Source organism: Pseudomonas sp. OF001 (assembly GCF_904426495.1).
In the GTDB taxonomy this organism is placed as follows: Bacteria; Pseudomonadota; Gammaproteobacteria; order Pseudomonadales; family Pseudomonadaceae; genus Geopseudomonas.
In genome coordinates, this window is record NZ_CAJGBM010000009.1 from 29,655 (window position 1) to 49,868 (window position 20,214).

Consider the following 20,214-nt stretch of genomic DNA (forward strand, 5'->3'; position numbering starts at 1 on the left):
CCCGAAAGGACTCCCCCATGTACCTCACCGCCGACATCCAGGCGCGCGACCCAGAGCGCGCCAGGCTGGCTGCTGCCTTCGAGGAATTCGTCGCAGCCGGCAAGACAGTCCACCGCCTGCCGGGCCCAGGCGAGCAGCGCGCCGCCGGCGTCAACCACCACGGCGCCCCTGTGTTCCTGCCGCTGCGCGAGCAGAACCAGCACATCCACCGCCAGCCGCGCGGCCGGCAGAAGGCGATAGACATGGTCAGCTGGGAAAACCGCCAGGAGCTGATCGAGCGGTACCGCGAGCGGATCCTCGAAGCGCACGCACAGGGCATGAGCGAGGCCACCATCTCCACCGCCCAGCGCCTCACCCGCGCACAAGTCCGCATGATCGCCAGCGCAATCGGCGTCACCCTGCGGCAGCGCGCCAAGCGCAAGAAGGCCGAGCCGACCATCGCACAGCTGGCCGACCAGGTCGAAGCCAGGCCGCCGCGCGACCAGCAGGACACCGCCCGCGAGCTGGCCCGGATCCGCAAGGAGACCGCAGCCGCCATGCAAGCACTGGAGCGCCTGGAGAACCGCAGCCGGAGGAAGGCATGAGCAAGCGCAAGCCGAACAACCCGCGGGCCCGCATCGAGCGCTACAGCCGCGCCGTACTCCGCCAGCACCGCGTCGCCGTGGTCAACATCGACCCGGCCGGCTGGCAGGGCCTGGTCGACTACGGAACCTGCAAGAACGTGAAGCACGGGCGCCTGGTAGCCGACGCCGTCTGCGACATCGCCCACCCGTGGGTGATCTACATCGCCGCGTTCTGCCGAGACCTGCAGGGCAAGCGCTACATCAAGGCCCGCGAGATCGCCCCGCAGGGAATCTACCGCTCGGACAGCCTGACCGAGGTGATCGAGGAGCATTACCGCGCCCTGCGCGACACCTGCAATCCAGCGCACCTGGTCGGCTCCGGCTGGATCGCCAACCCATCTGGCGCATCCCTCGACGAGGCCCAGGCCGACCGCATCTTCGACGCCTGCGGCGCCTGGAAGCAGGAGAGCGCCGCATGACCGCCCTCTCCCAGAAAGAACGCAGCGCCCGTGCGGCAGCCAAGCGCGAAGCCGCCGGCGAGGTCGAGCTGCGCCACCGCGTCCGCCCCGGTATCCGCGCGAAGCTCGACGAGCTCATGCGCTGGCACGGCATCGAGGAACAGGCCGAGGCGATCCAGCTGCTCGCCCTGAACGCCGGCAGCGTGCAGCTGCTGTCGGTGGCGACTGAGACAGAACCGCTACCGCTCAGACACCGCGCGCGGCCAGGCCTGATCGCCAAGCTGACCACGCTGGCCGGTGGAGACGCCGCCGCCATCGGCCTGGCAGTCGAGTCACTGATCGCCGCCGCGCATGCCGCCGGTCCGGAAGGTTCGGCGCCGATGCTCGCCATCCCGCGCCACGATTTCACGCCATCCGAAAACGTGGCGCGGCAGTTGTACCGGGCCGGCGCCGCCGAGGCCGCGCGGCTCGACCGGTCCGAAGCCTGACCGAAACCACCAGCCACATCACCCGCCTGCCGCCGGCCACTGCCGGCGGCACAGCCCTGTATTGCCCGGAGGGAACCATGAGCACATTCGCCGTCTTCGGAATGACCGAGCACTTCGCTCGCGAGGAGGCGAAGAAGAAAACGCCAGCCAAGAAAACCATGCAGGAGTGGCTGGATGCGGTAGAGGCGCGGGTAGATCAGGTGCTGGAAGGCCCGCGCTGCGTCCAGCTGAGCAACCTGTTCGACGCCCCCCAGTTTGCACAGCAGTACATCGAGCTTCTGCGGAAGTCTGGCCGCTGCCGCGACCTGAGGATCCGCGCAAAGGTGAAAGTCGAGCGTCCCGCAGAGGCGCGCGGCAAGAAGAAGGCGCCCAGCACCACCTGGAAGGATGTGGCGTGAGATGAGCGCCGCTCCGAACAGCCAAGAAGGAACTGCCACTATGAATTCCATCCTCCGGCGCGGCCTGATCGGCGCCGCGTGCGCCCTCTCCGCCGTAACGGCCGTCACGGTCGGCGCCACGATCCACGGTCTGATCATCACTCCATGGAAAGCGATCCTGTTCGCCGGCGCATTCGTGGTCGTGGACCTGGTCAAGTACGCGCTCTGGCCGGCATCCCGCGAACTCCATGCCGCTGGCAGGCGCTGGGAATGCTCGCTGCTGATCGTGCTAGCCATCGCCTTGGCTGGAATCAGCGCCTGGGCTACCTCGGACATGCTGACCAACGCCCTCGCGGCCCGCGGCACGCAGCACCAGGCTCACCAGCTGCGGATCGCCGGCACCGATGAGTCACGCGAAGCCGCCCGACAGGAGCTCGCCCGTCTGGACGCCGAGGCCGCAGCAGTGGCCGGCGAAGTCGCCGCGCTGAACGCCAAGGGATACGCCACCCCGGCACTCAACCTGGCCAAGGCCAGCAACGAGCGGATCGACGCCCTCCGCATCGAGGCCCGCGAGCGCCTCGACAGCTCCACCCGTGAGCTGGCCGAGCTGCGCGCCACTCCAGTCGCCGGTGGCATGCCGTCATGGCTGGCCACCCTGCTGGGCATCGGCCTGGCCCTCGCGCTCGAAATCATTCCCGCCGCGCTGCTGACGATCGCTCGTGGCAGCCATGGACTGCAGGCGCCCGCATTGGGAAAGCCACAGCCGGCCCAGCGCCGGGACCGCACCGCCTTTCGCATCATCAGCCGGGCCAGCTCGCCCCGCACCGTCGCCGCAGGAGCGTGAGCCATGGCCACAGTCTACGTTCCCACCGAATGGCTGGACGGCCAGTACCGCTTCAGCCTCGAGCCCGTGCCAGGCTGGGTAGACGTCGAGAGCATCCCGATCGACGAGCTGAGCGAACGCCTCACCCGGCTGATCATCGCGCCCGGTCTGCCGCCGATCACCGAGCCGCCCATGCCGGGCGACATCATCCGCGACAACTACAGCCTCTGCGCCGAGCGCGTCACCCAGGTGACCGAGACGCCGGACGGGCTGCACATCGCCTGCCGAACCGTCCATGGCGGCGCGCGCTGCTACTACAACGCTGTGCGCCTGGAGCACGGCCGACTACTGGTCGGCACGCGCTGTGCGCCGGGCACCACCGGCGGCGGCATGTACCCGGACGGCCAGCAGGAGCTGTTCATCCTCGAGCGGGCCCCACGCCGGCCAGAACCCATGAAACCAATAACGCCAGTCGGTAAGCGCGCCGTGCTGGCCGCACAACTGAGTCTTTTCGCATGAACGCCCCCACCTACTGCCGAACGACCATGCGCAGAATCGGCACCTGCGACTGCCATCGCTGTGCACCGGCGGGCAAGGAGAGCACCGCATGACTGCAATCCCCGAAGGAGCCACGCACACCCTCGAAGGCGCCTACTACCGAAAGGCCCGCGGCGGCGCCTACTACTGGTGCCGCGATGGCAGGAACTGGCGGTACATGGAAGACAAGCAGGCCCGCTTCGTGCTGAAGCGTGCCCAGGCACTGGAGAACAAGGCATGAGCCAGCTCGCCCTGATCTTCGACCAGCCGACCCATCGCCAGCAGAAGCCCTGGCCATACCTGGCATTCGACCCCGCCAGCGCCCGCCTGGCCATCCTCAAGAAGCTGGCAGGCGGTCAGTGGGTCCGCCGCATGACCCTGCGCCGCGCAACCGGAATGCGCCCCCAGGATGTCGGCCGCGTGCTGGCCGAGCTGGTGAGCACGGGCGCCATTGAGGAGAACGAGCAGCACCCCATCATCCACCCCATGCACGGGCACATGGGCACCACCCGCGGATACCGCATAGCCCAGGAGGGCAAGAGCCATGAGCGACAAGACCCTGAGCTTCACCCAGCGCTCGCTCGCCGAGGCGCTGGACAACGTGCGCTGCCTGTCCGATCTCGGGCCTGAGCTGATCGCCGCGCAGGTGTTCGCCGCCAGCGCCCAGCAGCCCGCCCAGGCAGTGCCGGATGGGTGGAAGCTGGTTCCGGTGGAGCCGACCGAGGAAATGCTGGGTGCCGGGCGTAATCGGCACCTTCCGCAAATGATGAGCGGCGAGCGCCTCGCGTTGTTATACCGCGCCATGATTGCCGCCGCCCCTGCTGCGCCTGCAGACGTTGATGACGAGTGCGTCCACGAGTTCGTGCCGTTCCAGGCGGGTTGCACGAAGTGCGGAGAGCCATACGCCGCCGCCCCTGCTGCGCCGGTAGCGGTTGGGCGGGAGCCGGTGGCGCGTGCATTCGGCAAGGTCTGCGGTGGCGATGCAGAGCACAACACGGTCAACGTGCGTGTATCCGGACCCGTTCCGCCTGAGCTGTGGACCATTGGTACTGCGGTCGCTCTCTATGCCGCTCCTCCCGCCGCCGAGCAGCCGGGCACCGTGGCCGTGCCGCGCAAGGTACTGCGCGAATTGACCGAAACGGCCATAGCCGAATGGCATGACCCCAGTGAAAGCGAGGCCAATCAAGACAAAAAAGAGTGCCAGTGCTGCGGCGTTCAGGATGGCCACAACGCAGATTGTGCGGTTTCCATTGCGTTGCACCTGCTGGGCAAGGAGGGCGAGTGATGGACGCGAGCCTCAAAGCCTGGAGGGACGAGCAAAAGCATCTCCCCGAGTTCATGCGCGACTTCCACAACTGCAAGCGCCTGTTCCGAGGAATCTCCGAGTACATCGCTTTGGACGAAGACCACCCTGCCAAGGATGTCAACTGGCGGCAGGCGCACTGCTACACCATCGACGTGTTCTTGTGGTTCATGGCAAGGCACGGGTTCACATTGCAGCGCAGCCGCGCGAAGCAGAACTTCGATTCGCTGGACGATGTACTTGATGAGCTGGACGCAGAGCGGCGCAAGGCGATGGCAGCCCTGCTGGCCGGAGGTGAGGCATGAACATCACCGATCAGCAGCTCCACCTCCTGCATCACACGCTTGGCCTGCGGCCCGATCAGCGCGAGCCGTACCGCAATCACTTCGTGGCCGGGCCTGGCCACGACGACATGCCGGACCTCGAGGAGCTGGAGCGCTTCGAACTGATGAAGCGCGGCCGCACCCCGGCGTTCTGCAATCAGGCTGACGTGGTTTTCCACGTCACCGATGCCGGACGCCGCCTGGCACTGCGCCTGCTACCGCCGGCGCCGAAGCGGACGCGCTACGAGGAGTACCTGGACGCCGACACCGGCCTGGACTTCCACGAGTTCCTCGGGATCAACAAGCCGGAGTACGAGACGCGCAGCAACTTGGGGCGCTACGAGTACCGCATGCGGCGCTGGCGTGGCTGGTACGACGGTATCGACGTACAGGGAGAGTGGGCGCGCACCAAGAAAGAGGCCAAGGCCAGCTACAAGCAGGCGCTGCAGAGGAGCAAGGCATGAGAGCGCTCGGCGAAATCATCGAGGCCTCCAAGTCCGGCGAGCGCCCCGACTACGACGAACTGCGCCTGGCCGTCTGCGCCATGGATGCACTGATGAGCTTCGACCGCATGGCCATCTGGAAGCTGGCCGAGGGAGAGGCGGAAGGCAAGAAGCCGTTCATGGTCTGGAGTGCCGTATTCCAGCGCCAGGAGAACTTCGACCGCGTGAAGCGCGCGATGGCGAAGACGCCGCGCGAGTACCTGGGCGAAAACTACGATCCCGACAGTCCCGCAGTGCAGGAGCGGCGGCGGGCATCCATCGCGATGATGGAGAAGTTCATCGACAAGGCGAAGGAGGTGGTGTGATGGCCGGAAACATGGAGCGAACCCGAAAATGGTATGGCGTGCCGGCTAAGCGCGGCGGGCGCGTGGTTTACACCGGCAACGGCAAGCGCGAACTTGGCACCATCCGCAGCGCCCGCGATTGCCGACTGAATATCCAGCTCGACGGCCTCACGCACACGATGCCGTTTCACCCAACCTGGGAGCTGGAGTATTTGCCGTGGACGGCGAATGAGGCCGAGGCATGATCCGCCGCAAATTCGAGGCCGCACTGATCCGCATGGCCGCCTGGGTACTGATTGGCCGCAACGTCCAGCGCTGCAAGGTCGTCTCGCGCCGCGACAACAACGACATGTGGTACATGGGCGAGCGCCTGGAGAGCATCGCCGGCCGCATGTCCTCTGGCTACAAGGGAGGTGGAGAGGCATGAGCGACGTGAAGATGACCAGAACGCCAGAGGCGTGGGCCAAGGTGGACCCGCTGTACCTCATGCAGCGGGTCGCCAAGGGCGAGACGAGCGGGACTGCTGCGCACAACCTGATGCGCGACGCGCTGGCCGACATCGCCGCCTTAACTCAGCGGTGCCGGGAGTTGGAGGAGCAGCGTGCCGCCGCAGTACAGGCCAACACCAGCTTCGCTGCCGATCACTGCGCCATGGTCGGCGAGCGCGACGCCCTGCGCGCCGAGGTTGATCGTTACCGTGCAGCCTGGGACTTGTGGCACGAGAAAACCGAGTGGGTGCAACAGGCGATCACCGAAGGCGCGCTCCCGGCTCGTTACCTTGGGATGCACAGGGCCGACATCTTGCGGGCAGAGGTCGAGCGTCTGCGCGCACTGCTGGCCGAGTGCGCCAACTACCTGAACACCAACGAGCTGACCAGCATCAGCCACGGCAGCATCCTGCACCGGAAAATGATCGACGCCGCCATGGAGGCCCGCCAATGACCCATCGCCCCAAAGGCAGCATGTGCATGAGCTGCGAGCGGCGCCTGGCTCGCTGCGATCACCTGCCATTCCGCGAGATGCCGGTGCTGCGCACGGACGGCACCGATTTCATGGTGCGTTGCACCTACTACGTCAGGGAGAAACAGGAGGATAGGACGAGATGAGCGAGGCAATCGGAATCGAGACCACCACCAAGGTGTTTCTCTCAGTCGACAAGGTCGTGAAGGAGATGGACGCCGAGGACATCGGGAGCTTCTGCTCGGCCATCGCCGAGAGGCTGGACGGCCAGTTCGCTGAGCGCGCCGGGGCCGCCGCGGCGTTCTCCGATGGGCTCAGCGAGAAAGGTTGCAGGTTCCTGGCAGAGATCGTCGCCCGCTTCTACCTGCGGCAGCCCTGAGTCAAACAGCCGTCAAATACGCAGGCCACGCCACTCCTGGCTCGCCGGCCTGCCGATCACCTACCAGTCAAATACCGCTGCCCGAGGGCGGCTAGGGGGAAGTCATGTCGGAGGGATGGCACACGCCGGAGCCAAGGGGGAAGCTGAGTGAGGGGCACGAACTGCCCGACAAGCTCACCGAGAAGCAGATGGCGGAGTGGCTCGGATCGACCGTGCCAGCGCTCAGCGCGCGAAGAAGGAAGGGCAAGATCCCTGAGGGGGTCTGGAATCGTGAAGGGACAAAGCTGATCTGGTACAGCCGCAAGAGGTATGAGGAATGGCGCGAAGCACAATGGGTCTGCCCGCCGGGGTGGAGGTCAGGGGCGGCACTGTCCGCATCCGATTTGTCTGGAACGGTAAACGCCGATACGAAACGCTCACCCTCCCCGCGACGAAAGCGGGCATCGCCGCTGCATCCCGTCTTCGCGATCAAGTAAAGGACTATATCCGGCATGGCTTGCTCGACGAGAAACGCTATGCCGAGCTGTTCCCTGGCTCGGCAACCGCGCCGGACCAGGGGCAGACCTTCGGAGCTTACGCGCAGCTTTGGCTCGACTCTCGGTCCATCGCCGCCGGCACCCGCAAGAACTACGTGTCGATCCTGAACACCTACTGGATGCGCCACCTGGCCATCACCCCGGTAGCGGCCATCACTCCAACCCTGCTGCGGAGGGTCGTGGCAGACATCCAATGGACCAGCGACGGCGTCAAGCGCAACGCACTGACCAAGCTGAACACCATCCTCGACTCTGCGGTCGGCGATGGTCTGCTACCAAAGAACCCGGCCGAGAAAATCGAGCTACCCAAGCGCACGAAGAAGGAGATTAACCCGTTCCGCCAGGACGAGGCCGACAGGATCATCGCGGCGCTGTATGAGCAGGAACACTGGCCTTCCAGGATCTACGCGGCGTTCTTCGAGTTCTGCTTCTACACCGGGGTGCGCCTATCCGAGGGGCTGGCCCTGCGCTGGGATGCGGTTGACCTGGGAAAGCGAACCGCGCACATCTGCCGCACCGTCGCCCTTGGCGTGGTCGAGGAGCGCACCAAGACCGGCGCCGACCGTGTGGTACTGCTCAACGATCGGGCCTTGCATGCTCTTGAGTACGCCCTCAAGTACGCCGAGCGTCGAGCTGCCGGCTCCGGGCGACTGAAGGAGTTCCCCTACTGCTTCCCGCCAAGCAAGAATTCCGAGCACGTCCAGCAGACCAGCGATGTTCATCACCAGTGGCGTCCCACGCTGAAGGCTCTGGGCATCCGATACCGGCCTCCGTACAACTGCAGGCACACCTATGCGACAATGTGCCTAATGGCTGGCATGACGCCTGCATTCATCGCCAAGCAGCTGGGCCACTCCGTGCAGATGCTGCTGTCCACCTATGCCCACTGGATCTCGGGAGAGAGCGACTGGGCAGAACTTGCGAAGCTGCAGAATGGCCCAAAAGTGGCCCAAGACTGAAAGCAGCACCGCTACACACCGCACAGGTACTAGCTTTGATTTCTACCGCAAATATCACCATGCAGTTCGGCGCCAAGCCGCTGTTCGAGAACGTTTCCGTCAAGTTCGGCAACGGCAACCGCTACGGCCTGATCGGCGCCAACGGCTGCGGCAAGTCGACCTTCATGAAGATCCTCGGTGGCGACCTCGAGCCGTCCGCCGGACAGGTCATGCTCGAGCCCAACGTGCGCCTCGGCAAGCTGCGCCAGGACCAGTTCGCCTACGAGGACTGCACGGTGATCGACACCGTGATCATGGGCCACGAGGAACTGTGGCAGGTCAAGGCCGAGCGCGACCGCATCTACTCGCTGCCAGAGATGACCGAAGAAGACGGCATGAAGGTCGCCGACCTCGAGGTGCAGTTCGCCGAGATGGACGGCTACACCGCCGAGTCGCGTGCCGGCGAGCTGCTGCTCGGCGTGGGCATTCCGCTGGACCAGCACTTCGGCCCGATGAGCGCCGTGGCGCCCGGCTGGAAGCTGCGCGTGCTGCTGGCCCAGGCGCTGTTCGCCAATCCGGACGTGCTGCTGCTCGACGAGCCGACCAACCACCTGGACATCAACACCATCCGCTGGCTGGAAGGCGTGCTGACCGCGCGCAACTCCACCATGATCATCATTTCCCACGACCGCCACTTCCTGAACAGCGTGTGCACCCACATGGCTGACCTGGACTACGGCGAGCTGCGCCTGTTCCCGGGCAACTACGACGAGTACATGATCGCCGCCACCCAGGCGCGCGAGCGCCTGCTGTCCGACAACGCCAAGAAGAAGGCGCAGATCGCCGAGCTGCAGACCTTCGTCAGCCGCTTCTCGGCCAACGCCTCCAAGGCCAAGCAGGCCACCAGCCGCGCCAAGCAGATCGACAAGATCCAGCTGGAAGAGGTCAAGCCGTCCAGCCGCGTCAGCCCGTTCATCCGCTTCGAGCAGACCAAGAAGCTGCACCGCCAGGCGGTGACCCTGGAGCACGTCAGCCAGGGCTTCGACGGCGTGCCGCTGTTCAAGAACCTGAACATGCAGATCGAGGCCGGCGAGCGCGTGGCCATCATCGGCCCCAACGGCATCGGCAAGACCACCCTGCTGCGCACCCTGGTCGGCGAGATGGCGCCGATGGACGGCGAGGTGAAGTGGACCGAGAGCGCCGAGGTGGGCTACTTCGCCCAGGACCACGCCGACGACTTCGCCGACGACGTCACCCTGTTCGACTGGATGGCCCAGTGGACCCAGGGCGGCGAGCAGCTGGTGCGCGGCACCCTCGGCCGCATGCTGTTCAGCAACGACGAGATCAAGAAGTCGGTGAAGGTGATTTCCGGTGGCGAACAGGGCCGCATGCTGTTCGGCAAGCTGATCCTCAAGAAGCCCAACGTGCTGGTGATGGACGAACCGACCAACCACCTGGACATGGAATCGATCGAGGCGCTCAACCTGGCGCTGGAGAACTACCCGGGCACGCTGATCTTCGTCAGCCACGACCGCGAGTTCGTCAGCTCCCTGGCCACCCGCATCATCGAGCTGTCGGAGAACGGCGTGACCGACTTCAGCGGCACCTACGACGACTACCTGCGCAGCCAGGGCGTCGCGGCCTGATCTGCCCCCGATGAAAAACGCCCCGCACTTGCGGGGCGTTTTTCATTCTGAACGCTCGCTCAGCCCTGCGCCGTGCTCCAGTCGATCACGCCCAGCTGCCAGGTGGCGAGGATCAGCAGGCCGAAACCGATGCGGTACCAGGCGAATACCGCATAGCTGTGGTTGGCGATGAACTTGAGCAGCGCCCGCACCGCCAGCATGGCGAAGATGAACGAGGTGACGAAGCCGAGGGCGAACACCGGCAGGTCGCCGCCGTTCTCGAACAGGGCGCGATGCTTGTAGCCGGAATAGACCGCGGCACCGACCATGGTCGGCATGGCGAGGAAGAAGGAGAACTCGGTGGCCGCCTTGCGCGACAGGCCGAAGATCAGCCCGCCGATGATGGTCGAGGCCGAGCGTGAGGTGCCGGGGATCATCGCCAGGCACTGGGCGCAGCCGATCTTCAGGGCATGCTTCCAGCTCATGTCGTCCACCGCATGCACCTCGATGGCATGCTGACGCTTCTCGGCCCACAGCATGACCAGCCCGCCGATGACCAGCGCGCTGGCCACGGTGATCGGGTTGAACAGCCAGTGTTCGATCAGGTCGGCGAAGGCCACTCCGAGGATCACCGCCGGGAAGAAGGCGATCAGCAGGTTGCAGGTGAACCGCTGCGCCTGGCGCTCGCGCGGCAGGCCGAGCACCACGTCGAAGATGCGCTGGCGGAACTCCCAGACCACGGCGAGGATCGCGCCGAGCTGGATGATGATGTTGAACGCCTTGGCGCGGTCGCCGCCGAAGCCGATCAGGTCCGCGACTATGATCTGGTGACCGGTGCTGGAGATCGGCAGGAACTCGGTCAGTCCCTCGACGATTCCCAGGATCAGCGCCTGGATGGCGGTCCACAATTCCATGCAAGAACTCCCGTCACGCGCCCCTGGCGCGTCCATTTCCGTGATTGATAGCTGCCTGGCCGCAGCCCTGCGCTGCATGGCTGACGGCCGGGCGGCATCCTACCAGAGCGCGATCCGGGGTGCAGGTTCCGGCATCGCGCATTGACCGGAATCAAGGCGAAGTAGCACTTTGCCACTCCGCACTCGCAGATGACCGACGTCCGTCGCAAATCCGCGCAGCGCATCTGGTCTGCCGATATCCTGCCTGCGCATACTGCGCCCCCGAACCCACGCCCGCCCCGGGCAGCATCCCCTCGTCATGGTGTCATCGCAGTGACTACATTCATGAGCCCCAAGGGAATCGACCTGAGCAGGAAGCCGAACCCCGACCTGATCTGGGATCTTGACGGACTGCATGACCGCGCCCAGGCGGAGCGCCTGATCCGGCTGTTCGAGAATCGCCTGTGCATCCATGCCGGCTCGGTGAACCAGCTGTACACCGACTACAGCCTGTACTTCCCCGCCGGCGGCAGCAACAAGATGGTGGTCCAGCCCAGCACCCACACCATCCTCGACACGATCCACCACATTTCACCGCTGGCGGTGGTCAAGACCGGCCTGTGCGTGCTGCCGGGGCACTTCCAGAGCCAGCGGGGCCTGCTGCTGGCCCTCATGGGCAGCAACGGCGAAACGCTGCAGGCGCGCCCGCTCAAGAGCGCCCTGGCCCTGATCATCAGCAGGCTCAAGGCCCGCGGCGAGGCTTTCCTGCCGGTGCTGGTCAAGGGCGACCTGCGCGAACTCGACCAGCGCATCCCCTGCCTGCACCTGCACCGCCTGCAGCTGTGCGACCTGCCGCACCTGTCGGCCTTCGAGCGCAACGAACTGCAACGGACCGTGACCGACAAGCTGCTGAAGCTCTGCCGCGAGGCCGACCAGTTGAGCTGCTGAGCGGCTCAGGCCAGCAGCACACCGCCCCAGGCCACCAGCAGGCTGATGCTGACCGCCACGGTCAGCGGCTTGCGCAACGGCTTGTACCAGATCGGCGCCAGCCCCAGGCGTACGGCACGCAGGTCGGCCAGGTACAGGCCGATGAAGGCCAGGATGAACACGGGAATCGCCAGCGCCACCGGCATGCCGAAGGAAACCGCCGCCCAGCCGATCAGCGGCGGTATCACCGACAGGCCCAGCTGCATCTGGGCATTCAGGCTGTCCTCCTCGGCGCGCATCGCCAGGCCCCAGTGGATGGCTCCCATGAAGGCCAGGATCACTGCCGAGTAGTCGAGCAGCGCGGTCAGTACCAGCGGGCGCCAGCCGACCGGGGTGAGCCAGATGCCCAGGGCGCCGCTGATGAACGGGATCAGCCCGGCCAGGCCGAGCAGCCAGGCCAGATGCGGGGGACGGGTGGCAGTGAAGGGATGCATGTTTTCTCCTTGCGCTCGGCGAATGGCTGGCATGCCGCTGCAACAGCGGACTGTGTTGCACGCATGATACAGATCGGGGCCGGCAAATAGCGCGTTCCTGCGGCCTGGCCGCCCTTGCGGGGGGACTGTATCAATCCTGCAACACCCGCAACTTCCCTGCAGGCCGCGGATTTGCTGGCCCCGAGGCCTGAGCGGCTCGTTCGGGTGTTTCAGCGGGTTAACACCTTTTCCCGCCGGCTTCTCGCAGTACCCACCAAGCCACTGATTTGATTGGGTTTTCAATAACTGGCACGACACCTGCGATACAGACAGCACGCAACAGGGTCTGAACCGTGCAGGAAACGCTGCCATGGATCGAAAAGCTTCAAGGATATCTCGCTCGGCAATGCTGCTGACGATCGCACTGACAGGTGCAGGAGCAGTCACTCCTGCGCTCTGCGCCGACGGCGTCATCGTCCTCACCCGCGACGTACAGCCGCGGGTCGCCACCCGAACCCCGCTGGCTCCCGATCCGAATCCGAACACGGTCAGTGCCAAGGCAGCCATGGGCAATCGCACCATGGCCGCGACCGAGCTGAGCGATGGCGACTTCGCCAGCATCTCCAGCGGTGCGGGCCTGCAGCGCCAGGTGATGCCGGGCGACCAGCTCCCCGGCCTCGGCGCATCGAGCGGCGAAGCCGGCCGGGGCCTGCCCAACATGCGGGCGGGGCACTCGGGGGGCGCCGGCGCCAGCATCTCCAACCAGGTCAACCGCAGTCTGCAGCAGGGCCTGGCCCCACTGAAAGCCATCACCGGAGATCGCTGACATGCGCCGCATCAGTCTGTTCATCGGCCTCGCCTTGCCGGCTCTGGCTCTGGCCGAGCAGGTTCCTCCGCACAGCCAGGCCCTGATCGAAGACAGCGGACGCAACTACCAGGGCGTGCTGTCGATCAACCAGGCGGCAGGCGATCAGCATCAGCAGATCAACGCACGCGCCCTGGCTATCGGCAGCGGCGCGTCCGCGACGACCAACTTGCGGCAGCAGCAGGTTCTGGAGAACCCCGATCTTTCCCGGAACATGCAGTCGAGCATCGAGGGCAATGCCTTCAGCAACGGCAACGGCGTACTCGGCGTCAACCAGTCGAGCGGCGCCGGCAGCCAGCAGATCAACTCTTTCCGCACGAGCGTGGGCGCTCCCGTGGAAAGTTTGGACGACAGCATCCTCGCTCAGCAGAGCGTGGTGCTTTCGCAGGACTCAGGAGCAGCTGAGTCGGGGCCGGGAGCCAGGATCGTCGGTACCGACGACCGGGCCTTCGCCGGCAGCAGTGGTGTAGTTCAGCTGAGCCAGAGCGCTGGGGTGGGCAACCGGACGGTAAACAGCCTCAGCATAAGGGTCATGGATTGACCTGAAACCAACGCAAGTCCAACACGTGTTGCATAAAAAAACTGCAAGGAGAACCACCATGAAAGCATCGATGACCCTGAAACCGCTGGTGTTCGCCATTGCCGCCGCAATGGCCATCTCGGCACAGGCCGGACAACGCCACCACCATCAGCAGCAGTCCTACCTGCTCGACCGCAATGCCGGTGACGCCACCGCCGAGGTGAAGCGCGATCAGTACATCGGCCGTGGCACCCACGTGACCGACGAGGGCACCCAGAACAGCGTCGACATGACCGACACCCTGAGCGACAACGAAGGTAACGTCGGCGCCAACATCGCCGCGGGCAGCATGAACCAGCAGGTCAACGACGTGGCCATCGCTACCGCCGACGAAGCCTTCGTGTTCGGCTCGGCACGCGCCGAGATCGACGTCGACCAGGAAAACCGCGACGGCATCGTCAAGTTCAGTGGCTCGAACGCCGTCACCACCAGCGGTTTCGGCAACAACGCCTCCGGCGCCGTCGGCATCAACGTGGCCTCCGGCAACCTCAACCAGCAGGCCAACGCTCTGGCCATCGCCACCGCCCGGGGCTGGTCTGCCACCGCCGAAGTCGAAGGCGATCAGAGCCTGAGCGGCGCCGCCGTGTACAACGAAGCCGCCGGCGTGACCTACACCACCTCGCTCTCGGTCACCAAGGACTCCAGCAAGTCCCACAGCGCGAGCGGCTCCGCGAGCTCGAGCTACGAGTGGGCCAAGGCCAACGACGAAAGCAGCTCGTACTCCAAGAACGCCTCGGGCTCCTTCAGCGCCCATCATGACTCGTCCTCTACCGCCGATCATGACTACAGCTCCAGCCTGAATGCTTCCATCGAGAAGGACCACTCGGGCAGCGCCTCGGCCTCCTGGACCAAGACCCTCGACATCGATGCCGACGCTCATGTGCTGCTGGATGTCGACCGCAACCGCGGACGCGGCCCGGACTTCCACGCCGATGCAGAGGTGGATGTAAGCGTCGACGCCAGCGGCTCCTGGGGCAAGGACTGGCAATCCGAGTCGTCCGGCAGCGTAGTGGCCAGCCTCGACAAGACCTCGTCGTACTCCTCCTCCGAGACCCACGACGTCAACAAGAACTTCGAGGCCGACTTCAGCGCCTCCGAGGAGTCCAGCCACTCGGCCAGCGGCAGCGGCAGCGCCAGCGGTCAGTTCGAGAAGGCCTACGAGGAGGCCAGCAACAGCAGCCTGGCAGCCACGGCGACCTTCACCAAGACTCGCGTGTTCATCGACCCGGTTACCAACACCATCAGCCTGGATAACTCGCTGAACGGTGCCAGCGGCAACCTGGGCGTGAACGTGGCAGCCGGTTCCAACAACCAGCAGCTGAACACCATGACCATCGCCGCCGGCTGCAACGCCTGCAGCAACGGCAACGACGACCTCTAATCACCATGCACGAAGGGAGCCCTGCGCCCGCAGGGCTCCCCTTCTTTCATAGGGAGGTGTGCAATGCGTCTGGTCATCCTGCCTGTTCTGTGCTGTCTGAGTGGCGCCCTCCAGGCCGCTCAAGTTCCGATGGCCGTCCTTCCGGGCGGCGCACTGGCTTTCAAGCAGGTCGAGAGCATGCGCGAACAGCGCTTCAGCAACCTGGTGGAACAGAAAACCGATTTCAGCTGCGGCGCTGCCGCCCTGGCCACCATCCTGCGCCAGGCCTACCGCTTCGATGTGGACGAGACCTTCGTGATCAACGGCATGCTCCTCGGCGCCGACCACGAGCTGGTGCGCAACCAGGGCTTCTCCATGCTGGACATGAAGCGCTACATCGAAAATCTCGGCATGCGCGCCCGCGGCTATCGAATCGAAGCCGATGGACTGGAGCGACTCAAGATACCCGTCGTCGTCCTGCAGGAGATCCGCGGCTACAAGCATTTCGTGGTCCTGCAGCGCACCCAGGATGGATTCGTCTACATCGGCGATCCGGTGCTCGGCCACAAGCGCTACAGCCTCGAAGACTTCACCAAAGGCTGGAACGGCATCGTCTTCGCCGTGATCGGCCCCGAATATGACAGGGCCAACGCCCTGCTGAGTCCCCCGGAGCCCCTCACCGCCCGGAAGCACCTCGATGGCTTCCAGCCGGTCCAGGACGCCGAACTGATGGAGCACGGCTTCATCCAGAGCGATTTTTTCTGATAGCGACGTACTGCAACCCCCTGCCAGTGGCAAGGACATTGGCAGAACGCCTGCGGAGGTCACCATGAAGCTTCATGTCCTACTGGCTGCCAGTTGCATTGCCGCCAGCATCTCGGCTCACGCCAGCAATCCGTTCGAAGCGGTCGAACTGAGCGACCAGGAACTCTCCCAACTGCGCGGCCGTTTCGTGATGCCAGGACGCATCGTTCACTTCGGCGTGACCATGTCCAGCCAGTGGCAAAACGCCAGTGGCCAGGTACTGGGCGGCAGCGTCAGCATGCAGGTCAACGAGAACATGTTTGAGCCGCAGTTCACCGTCTCGCTCCTGACCAACGACAACGGACAGGGCGCACCGACCGCCGGCAACGGCCAGGTCACCGGCGGCGCCGGACTCTCCGAAGTGCAGGGTGTCAGCCAGAGCGTACGGGCTGCCGGCGACTTCAACACCGCCCTCAACGGTGTCTCCATCAACATCAGCCGGGGCAGTTCGGCGCCGACGGCGAGCGGCGGGAGCCAGGGCTTCAGCGGCGTCATCGAAGGCAGTTCCAGCGCCGGCAGCGTGCGCATCAGCCCCAATGCCGGCGGCCTGCAGATCGCGATCCAGGCGCTGGGCCAGGGCAACAGCCTGCAGCAGATGGGCAGCGGCGGCCTGCAGCAGCACACCGTTATCGGTGGATCCAGCAACACGGTCACCAACCTGGCGACCCTGGATGTGGTACTGCGCGATCGCGGCCTGAACAGCGATCAGTTGCAACTCAACTGGAACCAGCTGCGCGACCTACGGCCGGTGGGCTACTGATCTACGCTTGAAGCACCATCCAACCGATAGGGACTTCGCTCATGTCTCGTTCATATCCGCTTCAGATTGCAATAGGTGTCGCTGCCCTTCTTCCATCCACCTTCCTGCATGCAGCTACAGAGGCAGATGTAGCGGCCCTGCAACAGCAACTGCTCGAACTGCGCCAGCGATACGACGCGCAACAGAAAGCCCTGATGGTACTGGAACAGCGCGTGCGCGAAGTGGAAGCGCAGCCTGGGGTCCCCCAACCCCAGCGCCTGGCACGCTCTCCTTCCTCCGGCACGCAAGCGACAGGTTATGGAGAAAGCCTGCGTGAAGACAACACGCCCGCCCGCAGCGTCGGGGACATCTACGACAAGGCCAGCGGCTTCTTCGGCGAAGGCAGGTTCAGCCTGGAAACCGGTCTGACCTACAGCCACTACGATGCCCGGCAGATGTTCCTCAATGGCTTCCTCGCACTGGACGCCATCTTCCTCGGCAACATCGGCGTCGACCAGATCGAGTCGGACAACTTCACCTTCGACCTGACTGGCCGCTACAACCTGGGCAACCGCTGGCAGTTCGACCTCAACGTGCCGGTTACCTACCGCGAGACGACCTACGAATCGGCCGGTGCAACCGGTGCCGGCGGAGGGGCCGGGGGTGGCACCAACACCTTCTCCTCGGAAACCGTCACCCGCGACCCGGCCATCGGCGATGTCAGCATGGGCGTGTCCTACAAGTTCCTCGACGAGGCGCCAGGACGGCCGGATGCGGTCTTCAGCCTGCGGGTCAAGGCACCGACCGGCGATGAGCCCTATGGCATCAAGCTGGTCCAGTCGCCCACCAACACCAACCTCACCGTGCCCGAGGAGCTGCCCACCGGCAACGGCGTGTGGTCGGTCACCCCGGGCATCGCCCTGGTGAAGACCGTCGACCCCGCCGTGCTGTTCGCCAACCTCTCCTATACCCACAACTTCGAGGAGTCCTTCGACGACATCAGTTCCACGCCCGGCCAGAAGCTCGGCGGCAAGGTCAAGCTGGGCGACTGGTTCCAGTACGGCCTGGGCACTGCCTTCGCCCTCAACGACCGCATGAGCCTGTCCTTCTCCTACTCGCAGCTGATCGGCCGGAAAAGCGAGATCAAGCCCGACGGCGGCGACTGGCAGACCGTCGACAGCAGCGACGCCAATGCGGCCTACTTCAACGTCGGCATGACCTTCGCCCTGACCGACAAGCTGACCATGGTGCCCAACCTGTCGATCGGCCTGACCCCGGATGCGCCGGATTTTTCCTTCAGCCTCAAGTTCCCCTACTACTTCTGACCCTGCGCAAAAGCCCCGGCCGGATGTGCGTCCGGCCGGGGCTTTACATGGTGGCGGTCAGCGGATGCCGTGCTTGCTCAGCAGGCGATAGAAGGTGGGACGGGACACGCCGAGCGCCTTGGCGGCGCGGCTGAGGTTCTGCGAGTACTGCAGCAGCACATCGCTGAGCGCCTGCTTCTCGGCCTGCAGCTTGTAGTCTTCCAGGCTGATGTCGGCCTTGTGCGCCGCGACCGCGCGCTGGAAGCCCAGATCCTCCGCCTCGATCAGATTGCCCTCGGCGAGGACCAGGCCACGCCGCACCCGGTTGGCCAGTTCGCGCACGTTGCCCGGCCAGTCGTAGTCACACAGCGCCTTCAATGCCGCATCGCTGAAGGGCCGCGGACGCCGGCCGACCTCCTCGGCATACAACCTGGCGAAATGCCGGGCCAGCGCCGGAACGTCCTCCAGACGCTCGCGCAGCGGGCTGGTGCGCACCTGCAGGACGTTCAGGCGATAGTAGAGGTCCTCGCGGAAACGTCCACGCTCCACGGCCTGCTCCAGGTCGACGTGGGTGGCCGCCAGCACGCGGACATTCACCTTGATCGGCTGGCTGCCGCCGACCCTCTCGATCTGCCCTTCCTGCAGGAAGCGCAGCAGGTTGGCCTGCAGGTCCATCGGCAGGTCGCCGATCTCGTCGAGGAACAGCGTGCCGCCATCCGCCGACTCGATCCGGCCGATCTTGCGCTGATGGGCACCGGTGAAGGCCCCCTTCTCGTGGCCGAACAGTTCGGACTGGATCAACTGTTCGGGAATGGCCCCGCAGTTGATCGCCACGAAGGGCTCCCTGGCCCGTCGCGAAAGCCGGTGCAGGGCATGAGCCACCAGCTCCTTGCCGGTGCCGCTTTCGCCGCGGATCAGCACGGGCGAGTCGGTGGGGCCCAGCTTGGTCAGCAGCGTGCGCAGTTCGCGCATGGTCGCCGTGTTGCCCAGCAGCCGGTCGTCATCGGCCCTGAGCTTCTCGGGCCTGCGCAGCATGGCCATGCCCAGGGCGTGCCCCAGCGTGGCCTGGAACAGGTCCAGATCGAGCGGCAGGGTGTAGTAGTCGAAGAACCATTCGCCGATGAGGGAGCCAAGGCTCCCATCCAGCGGCACCCCCGGCGCCAGCACGGCAACCCACAGGGCGGGGTTGTGGCTGACCAGGTCACGCACCTCCTCCAGATCATCGAGCGCAATGTCGAGACGGATGATCCCGACCTCCGCCCGCTGCTCGAAGGCTTCATCGAATGAACAGACCGTTACCTCCCAGCCGGCATGCTGCAGTTTGGAAACAAGGGGCTTGAATTCGTTCGAAGTGTCGACAACGAGGAGTCGACGAAGCATTTGATTGTGCATGTTCCATCCTGGTTATTCGCTAATAATCTCTGAAGAGACATCGGCGCTGCTGGAATGAAACTAGCAAAGGGGAAGACGGGAGCTTAGATGGTTTCGTGATAATCGAAATTACAAAGGGCGGATATCCGCCCTTTGTAATATTTCACTGCAATATCCGGAAAATGAGCTACTCAGTAGTAGGCATTTTCCTTGTTGGTGTGGTCGGTGACATCGCGCACGCCCTTCAGTTCGGGGATGCGTTCCATCAGGGTCTTCTCGACGCCATCCTTGAGGGTCATGTCGACCATGCCGCAGCCCTGGCAGCCGCCGCCGAAGCGCAGGATGGCAACGCCTTCGTCGTCGATGTCGACCAGCGAAACCATGCCGCCGTGGCTGGCCAGCCCCGGATTGACCTCGGTCTGCAGGTAGTAGTTGATGCGCTCGGGCAGCGGGCTGTCCTCGTTGACCATCGGCACCTTGGCGTTCGGCGCCTTGATGGTCAGCTGGCCCCCCATGCGGTCGGTGGCGTAGTCGACCACGGCGTCCTCGAGGAAGGGCACGCTGACCGCATCCAGCCAGGCGGTGAAGTCCTTCAGCGCCAGGGCGGTATCCTCGGGCTTCTGCTCGTGCGGCTTGCAGTAGGCGATGCAGGTCTCAGCGTACTGGGTGCCCGGCTGGGTGATGAACACGCGGATGCCGATGCCCGGGGTGTTCTGCTTCTCCAGCAGCTCGGCCAGGTAAGCCTGGGCGGATTCGGTGAAGGTGATGGCGCTCATGGGAACTCCTTGCAGGTATGCGCGC

The 20,214-nt window shown here is 65.0% G+C and carries 30 protein-coding genes; 26 read left to right on the forward strand and 4 right to left on the reverse strand.

Going from position 1 to position 20,214, the window contains the following annotated elements:
• The first annotated feature begins 17 nt into the window (after window positions 1-17).
• From RA210_RS06775 to RA210_RS06865, 19 genes are all read left to right on the forward strand, one after another.
• A complete protein-coding gene (locus tag RA210_RS06775; RefSeq protein WP_201485844.1) occupies window positions 18-584 on the forward strand; it encodes a hypothetical protein in 567 nt (188 codons plus the stop codon).
• The gene (locus RA210_RS06780) at window positions 581-1,042 is read left to right on the forward strand and encodes a hypothetical protein (protein WP_201485845.1); all 462 of its coding nucleotides are present in this window, start codon (window positions 581-583) and stop codon (window positions 1,040-1,042) included. Before RA210_RS06775 ends, RA210_RS06780 begins: the two co-directional genes overlap by 4 nt.
• Window positions 1,039-1,509: a hypothetical protein gene (locus tag RA210_RS06785; RefSeq protein ID WP_201485846.1), complete on the forward strand. Its 471-nt coding sequence runs from the start codon at window positions 1,039-1,041 to the stop codon at window positions 1,507-1,509. The genes RA210_RS06780 and RA210_RS06785 overlap by 4 nt, the downstream gene beginning before the upstream one ends.
• 77 nt (window positions 1,510-1,586) lie before the next feature.
• Window positions 1,587-1,907 carry a hypothetical protein gene (locus tag RA210_RS06790; protein ID WP_201485847.1) on the forward strand — a complete coding sequence of 107 codons (321 nt, stop codon included), beginning with the start codon at window positions 1,587-1,589 and terminating at the stop codon, window positions 1,905-1,907.
• Window positions 1,908-1,947: 40 nt separating this feature from the next.
• Entirely contained in the window at window positions 1,948-2,730 is a 783-nt protein-coding gene (locus tag RA210_RS06795) for a hypothetical protein (RefSeq protein ID WP_201485848.1), read from the forward strand.
• A 3-nt stretch (window positions 2,731-2,733) separates the two neighbouring features.
• Entirely contained in the window at window positions 2,734-3,228 is a 495-nt protein-coding gene (locus RA210_RS06800) for a hypothetical protein (protein WP_201485849.1), read from the forward strand.
• A gap of 88 nt (window positions 3,229-3,316) precedes the next feature.
• Complete coding sequence (locus tag RA210_RS06805; protein WP_201485850.1) at window positions 3,317-3,487, forward strand: hypothetical protein; 171 nt, start codon at window positions 3,317-3,319, stop codon at window positions 3,485-3,487.
• Window positions 3,484-3,876 (forward strand): hypothetical protein, encoded by a 393-nt coding sequence (locus RA210_RS06810; RefSeq protein ID WP_201485851.1) that lies wholly within the window; start codon window positions 3,484-3,486, stop codon window positions 3,874-3,876. The genes RA210_RS06805 and RA210_RS06810 overlap by 4 nt, the downstream gene beginning before the upstream one ends.
• A complete protein-coding gene (locus RA210_RS06815) occupies window positions 3,791-4,531 on the forward strand; it encodes a hypothetical protein (RefSeq protein ID WP_201485852.1) in 741 nt (246 codons plus the stop codon). The genes RA210_RS06810 and RA210_RS06815 overlap by 86 nt, the downstream gene beginning before the upstream one ends.
• Window positions 4,531-4,854 (forward strand): hypothetical protein, encoded by a 324-nt coding sequence (locus RA210_RS06820; protein WP_201485853.1) that lies wholly within the window; start codon window positions 4,531-4,533, stop codon window positions 4,852-4,854. The genes RA210_RS06815 and RA210_RS06820 overlap by 1 nt, the downstream gene beginning before the upstream one ends.
• Window positions 4,851-5,336, forward strand: a complete 486-nt coding sequence (locus RA210_RS06825) for a hypothetical protein (RefSeq protein ID WP_201485854.1) — start codon at window positions 4,851-4,853, stop codon at window positions 5,334-5,336. The genes RA210_RS06820 and RA210_RS06825 overlap by 4 nt, the downstream gene beginning before the upstream one ends.
• Window positions 5,333-5,680 carry a hypothetical protein gene (locus RA210_RS06830; protein ID WP_201485855.1) on the forward strand — a complete coding sequence of 116 codons (348 nt, stop codon included), beginning with the start codon at window positions 5,333-5,335 and terminating at the stop codon, window positions 5,678-5,680. The genes RA210_RS06825 and RA210_RS06830 overlap by 4 nt, the downstream gene beginning before the upstream one ends.
• Complete coding sequence (locus RA210_RS06835; RefSeq protein WP_201485856.1) at window positions 5,680-5,904, forward strand: hypothetical protein; 225 nt, start codon at window positions 5,680-5,682, stop codon at window positions 5,902-5,904. The genes RA210_RS06830 and RA210_RS06835 overlap by 1 nt, the downstream gene beginning before the upstream one ends.
• Window positions 5,901-6,086 carry a hypothetical protein gene (locus RA210_RS06840; protein WP_201485857.1) on the forward strand — a complete coding sequence of 62 codons (186 nt, stop codon included), beginning with the start codon at window positions 5,901-5,903 and terminating at the stop codon, window positions 6,084-6,086. Before RA210_RS06835 ends, RA210_RS06840 begins: the two co-directional genes overlap by 4 nt.
• Window positions 6,083-6,601 carry a hypothetical protein gene (locus RA210_RS06845; protein WP_201485858.1) on the forward strand — a complete coding sequence of 173 codons (519 nt, stop codon included), beginning with the start codon at window positions 6,083-6,085 and terminating at the stop codon, window positions 6,599-6,601. Before RA210_RS06840 ends, RA210_RS06845 begins: the two co-directional genes overlap by 4 nt.
• The gene (locus tag RA210_RS06850; protein ID WP_201485859.1) at window positions 6,598-6,765 is read left to right on the forward strand and encodes a hypothetical protein; all 168 of its coding nucleotides are present in this window, start codon (window positions 6,598-6,600) and stop codon (window positions 6,763-6,765) included. The genes RA210_RS06845 and RA210_RS06850 overlap by 4 nt, the downstream gene beginning before the upstream one ends.
• Entirely contained in the window at window positions 6,762-6,998 is a 237-nt protein-coding gene (locus RA210_RS06855) for a hypothetical protein (protein ID WP_201485860.1), read from the forward strand. Before RA210_RS06850 ends, RA210_RS06855 begins: the two co-directional genes overlap by 4 nt.
• Before the next feature lie 316 nt (window positions 6,999-7,314).
• Window positions 7,315-8,493 carry a site-specific integrase gene (locus tag RA210_RS06860; RefSeq protein WP_201485861.1) on the forward strand — a complete coding sequence of 393 codons (1,179 nt, stop codon included), beginning with the start codon at window positions 7,315-7,317 and terminating at the stop codon, window positions 8,491-8,493.
• A 35-nt stretch (window positions 8,494-8,528) separates the two neighbouring features.
• Complete coding sequence (locus tag RA210_RS06865) at window positions 8,529-10,118, forward strand: ABC-F family ATPase (RefSeq protein WP_201485862.1); 1,590 nt, start codon at window positions 8,529-8,531, stop codon at window positions 10,116-10,118.
• Window positions 10,119-10,177: 59 nt separating this feature from the next.
• Here the strand turns inward: RA210_RS06865 and RA210_RS06870 are convergent, their stop codons facing one another.
• Window positions 10,178-11,011, reverse strand: coding sequence for an undecaprenyl-diphosphate phosphatase (locus RA210_RS06870; protein ID WP_201485863.1), 834 nt, complete (start codon window positions 11,009-11,011; stop codon window positions 10,178-10,180).
• A gap of 324 nt (window positions 11,012-11,335) precedes the next feature.
• On the opposite strand from RA210_RS06870, the gene RA210_RS06875 reads away from it, so the two are divergent.
• Window positions 11,336-11,938, forward strand: coding sequence for a hypothetical protein (locus tag RA210_RS06875; protein WP_201485864.1), 603 nt, complete (start codon window positions 11,336-11,338; stop codon window positions 11,936-11,938).
• Window positions 11,939-11,943: 5 nt separating this feature from the next.
• On the opposite strand, the gene RA210_RS06880 is transcribed toward RA210_RS06875, so the two are convergent.
• A complete protein-coding gene (locus RA210_RS06880) occupies window positions 11,944-12,411 on the reverse strand; it encodes a DUF3429 domain-containing protein (RefSeq protein ID WP_136488593.1) in 468 nt (155 codons plus the stop codon).
• 385 nt (window positions 12,412-12,796) lie between these two features.
• Between RA210_RS06880 and RA210_RS06885 the strand changes: the two genes are divergently transcribed.
• The 6 genes from RA210_RS06885 (at window position 12,797) to RA210_RS06910 (ending at window position 18,063) form a co-directional block, all read left to right on the forward strand.
• Entirely contained in the window at window positions 12,797-13,216 is a 420-nt protein-coding gene (locus RA210_RS06885; protein WP_201485865.1) for a hypothetical protein, read from the forward strand.
• A 1-nt stretch (window position 13,217) separates the two neighbouring features.
• Window positions 13,218-13,796, forward strand: coding sequence for an adhesin (locus RA210_RS06890; protein WP_201485866.1), 579 nt, complete (start codon window positions 13,218-13,220; stop codon window positions 13,794-13,796).
• Between the two features lie 58 nt (window positions 13,797-13,854).
• A complete protein-coding gene (locus RA210_RS06895) occupies window positions 13,855-15,216 on the forward strand; it encodes a hypothetical protein (RefSeq protein ID WP_201485867.1) in 1,362 nt (453 codons plus the stop codon).
• A 63-nt stretch (window positions 15,217-15,279) separates the two neighbouring features.
• Window positions 15,280-15,960 (forward strand): C39 family peptidase, encoded by a 681-nt coding sequence (locus tag RA210_RS06900; RefSeq protein WP_136488597.1) that lies wholly within the window; start codon window positions 15,280-15,282, stop codon window positions 15,958-15,960.
• Between the two features lie 64 nt (window positions 15,961-16,024).
• Window positions 16,025-16,759, forward strand: a complete 735-nt coding sequence (locus RA210_RS06905; RefSeq protein ID WP_136488598.1) for a hypothetical protein — start codon at window positions 16,025-16,027, stop codon at window positions 16,757-16,759.
• A 41-nt stretch (window positions 16,760-16,800) separates the two neighbouring features.
• Window positions 16,801-18,063, forward strand: coding sequence for a hypothetical protein (locus RA210_RS06910; RefSeq protein WP_201485868.1), 1,263 nt, complete (start codon window positions 16,801-16,803; stop codon window positions 18,061-18,063).
• Between the two features lie 57 nt (window positions 18,064-18,120).
• Here the strand turns inward: RA210_RS06910 and RA210_RS06915 are convergent, their stop codons facing one another.
• Complete coding sequence (locus RA210_RS06915; RefSeq protein WP_236574662.1) at window positions 18,121-19,422, reverse strand: sigma-54 dependent transcriptional regulator; 1,302 nt, start codon at window positions 19,420-19,422, stop codon at window positions 18,121-18,123.
• A gap of 182 nt (window positions 19,423-19,604) precedes the next feature.
• Entirely contained in the window at window positions 19,605-20,189 is a 585-nt protein-coding gene (nfuA, locus tag RA210_RS06920) for a Fe-S biogenesis protein NfuA (RefSeq protein WP_136488601.1), read from the reverse strand.
• Window positions 20,190-20,214 lie beyond the last annotated feature (25 nt).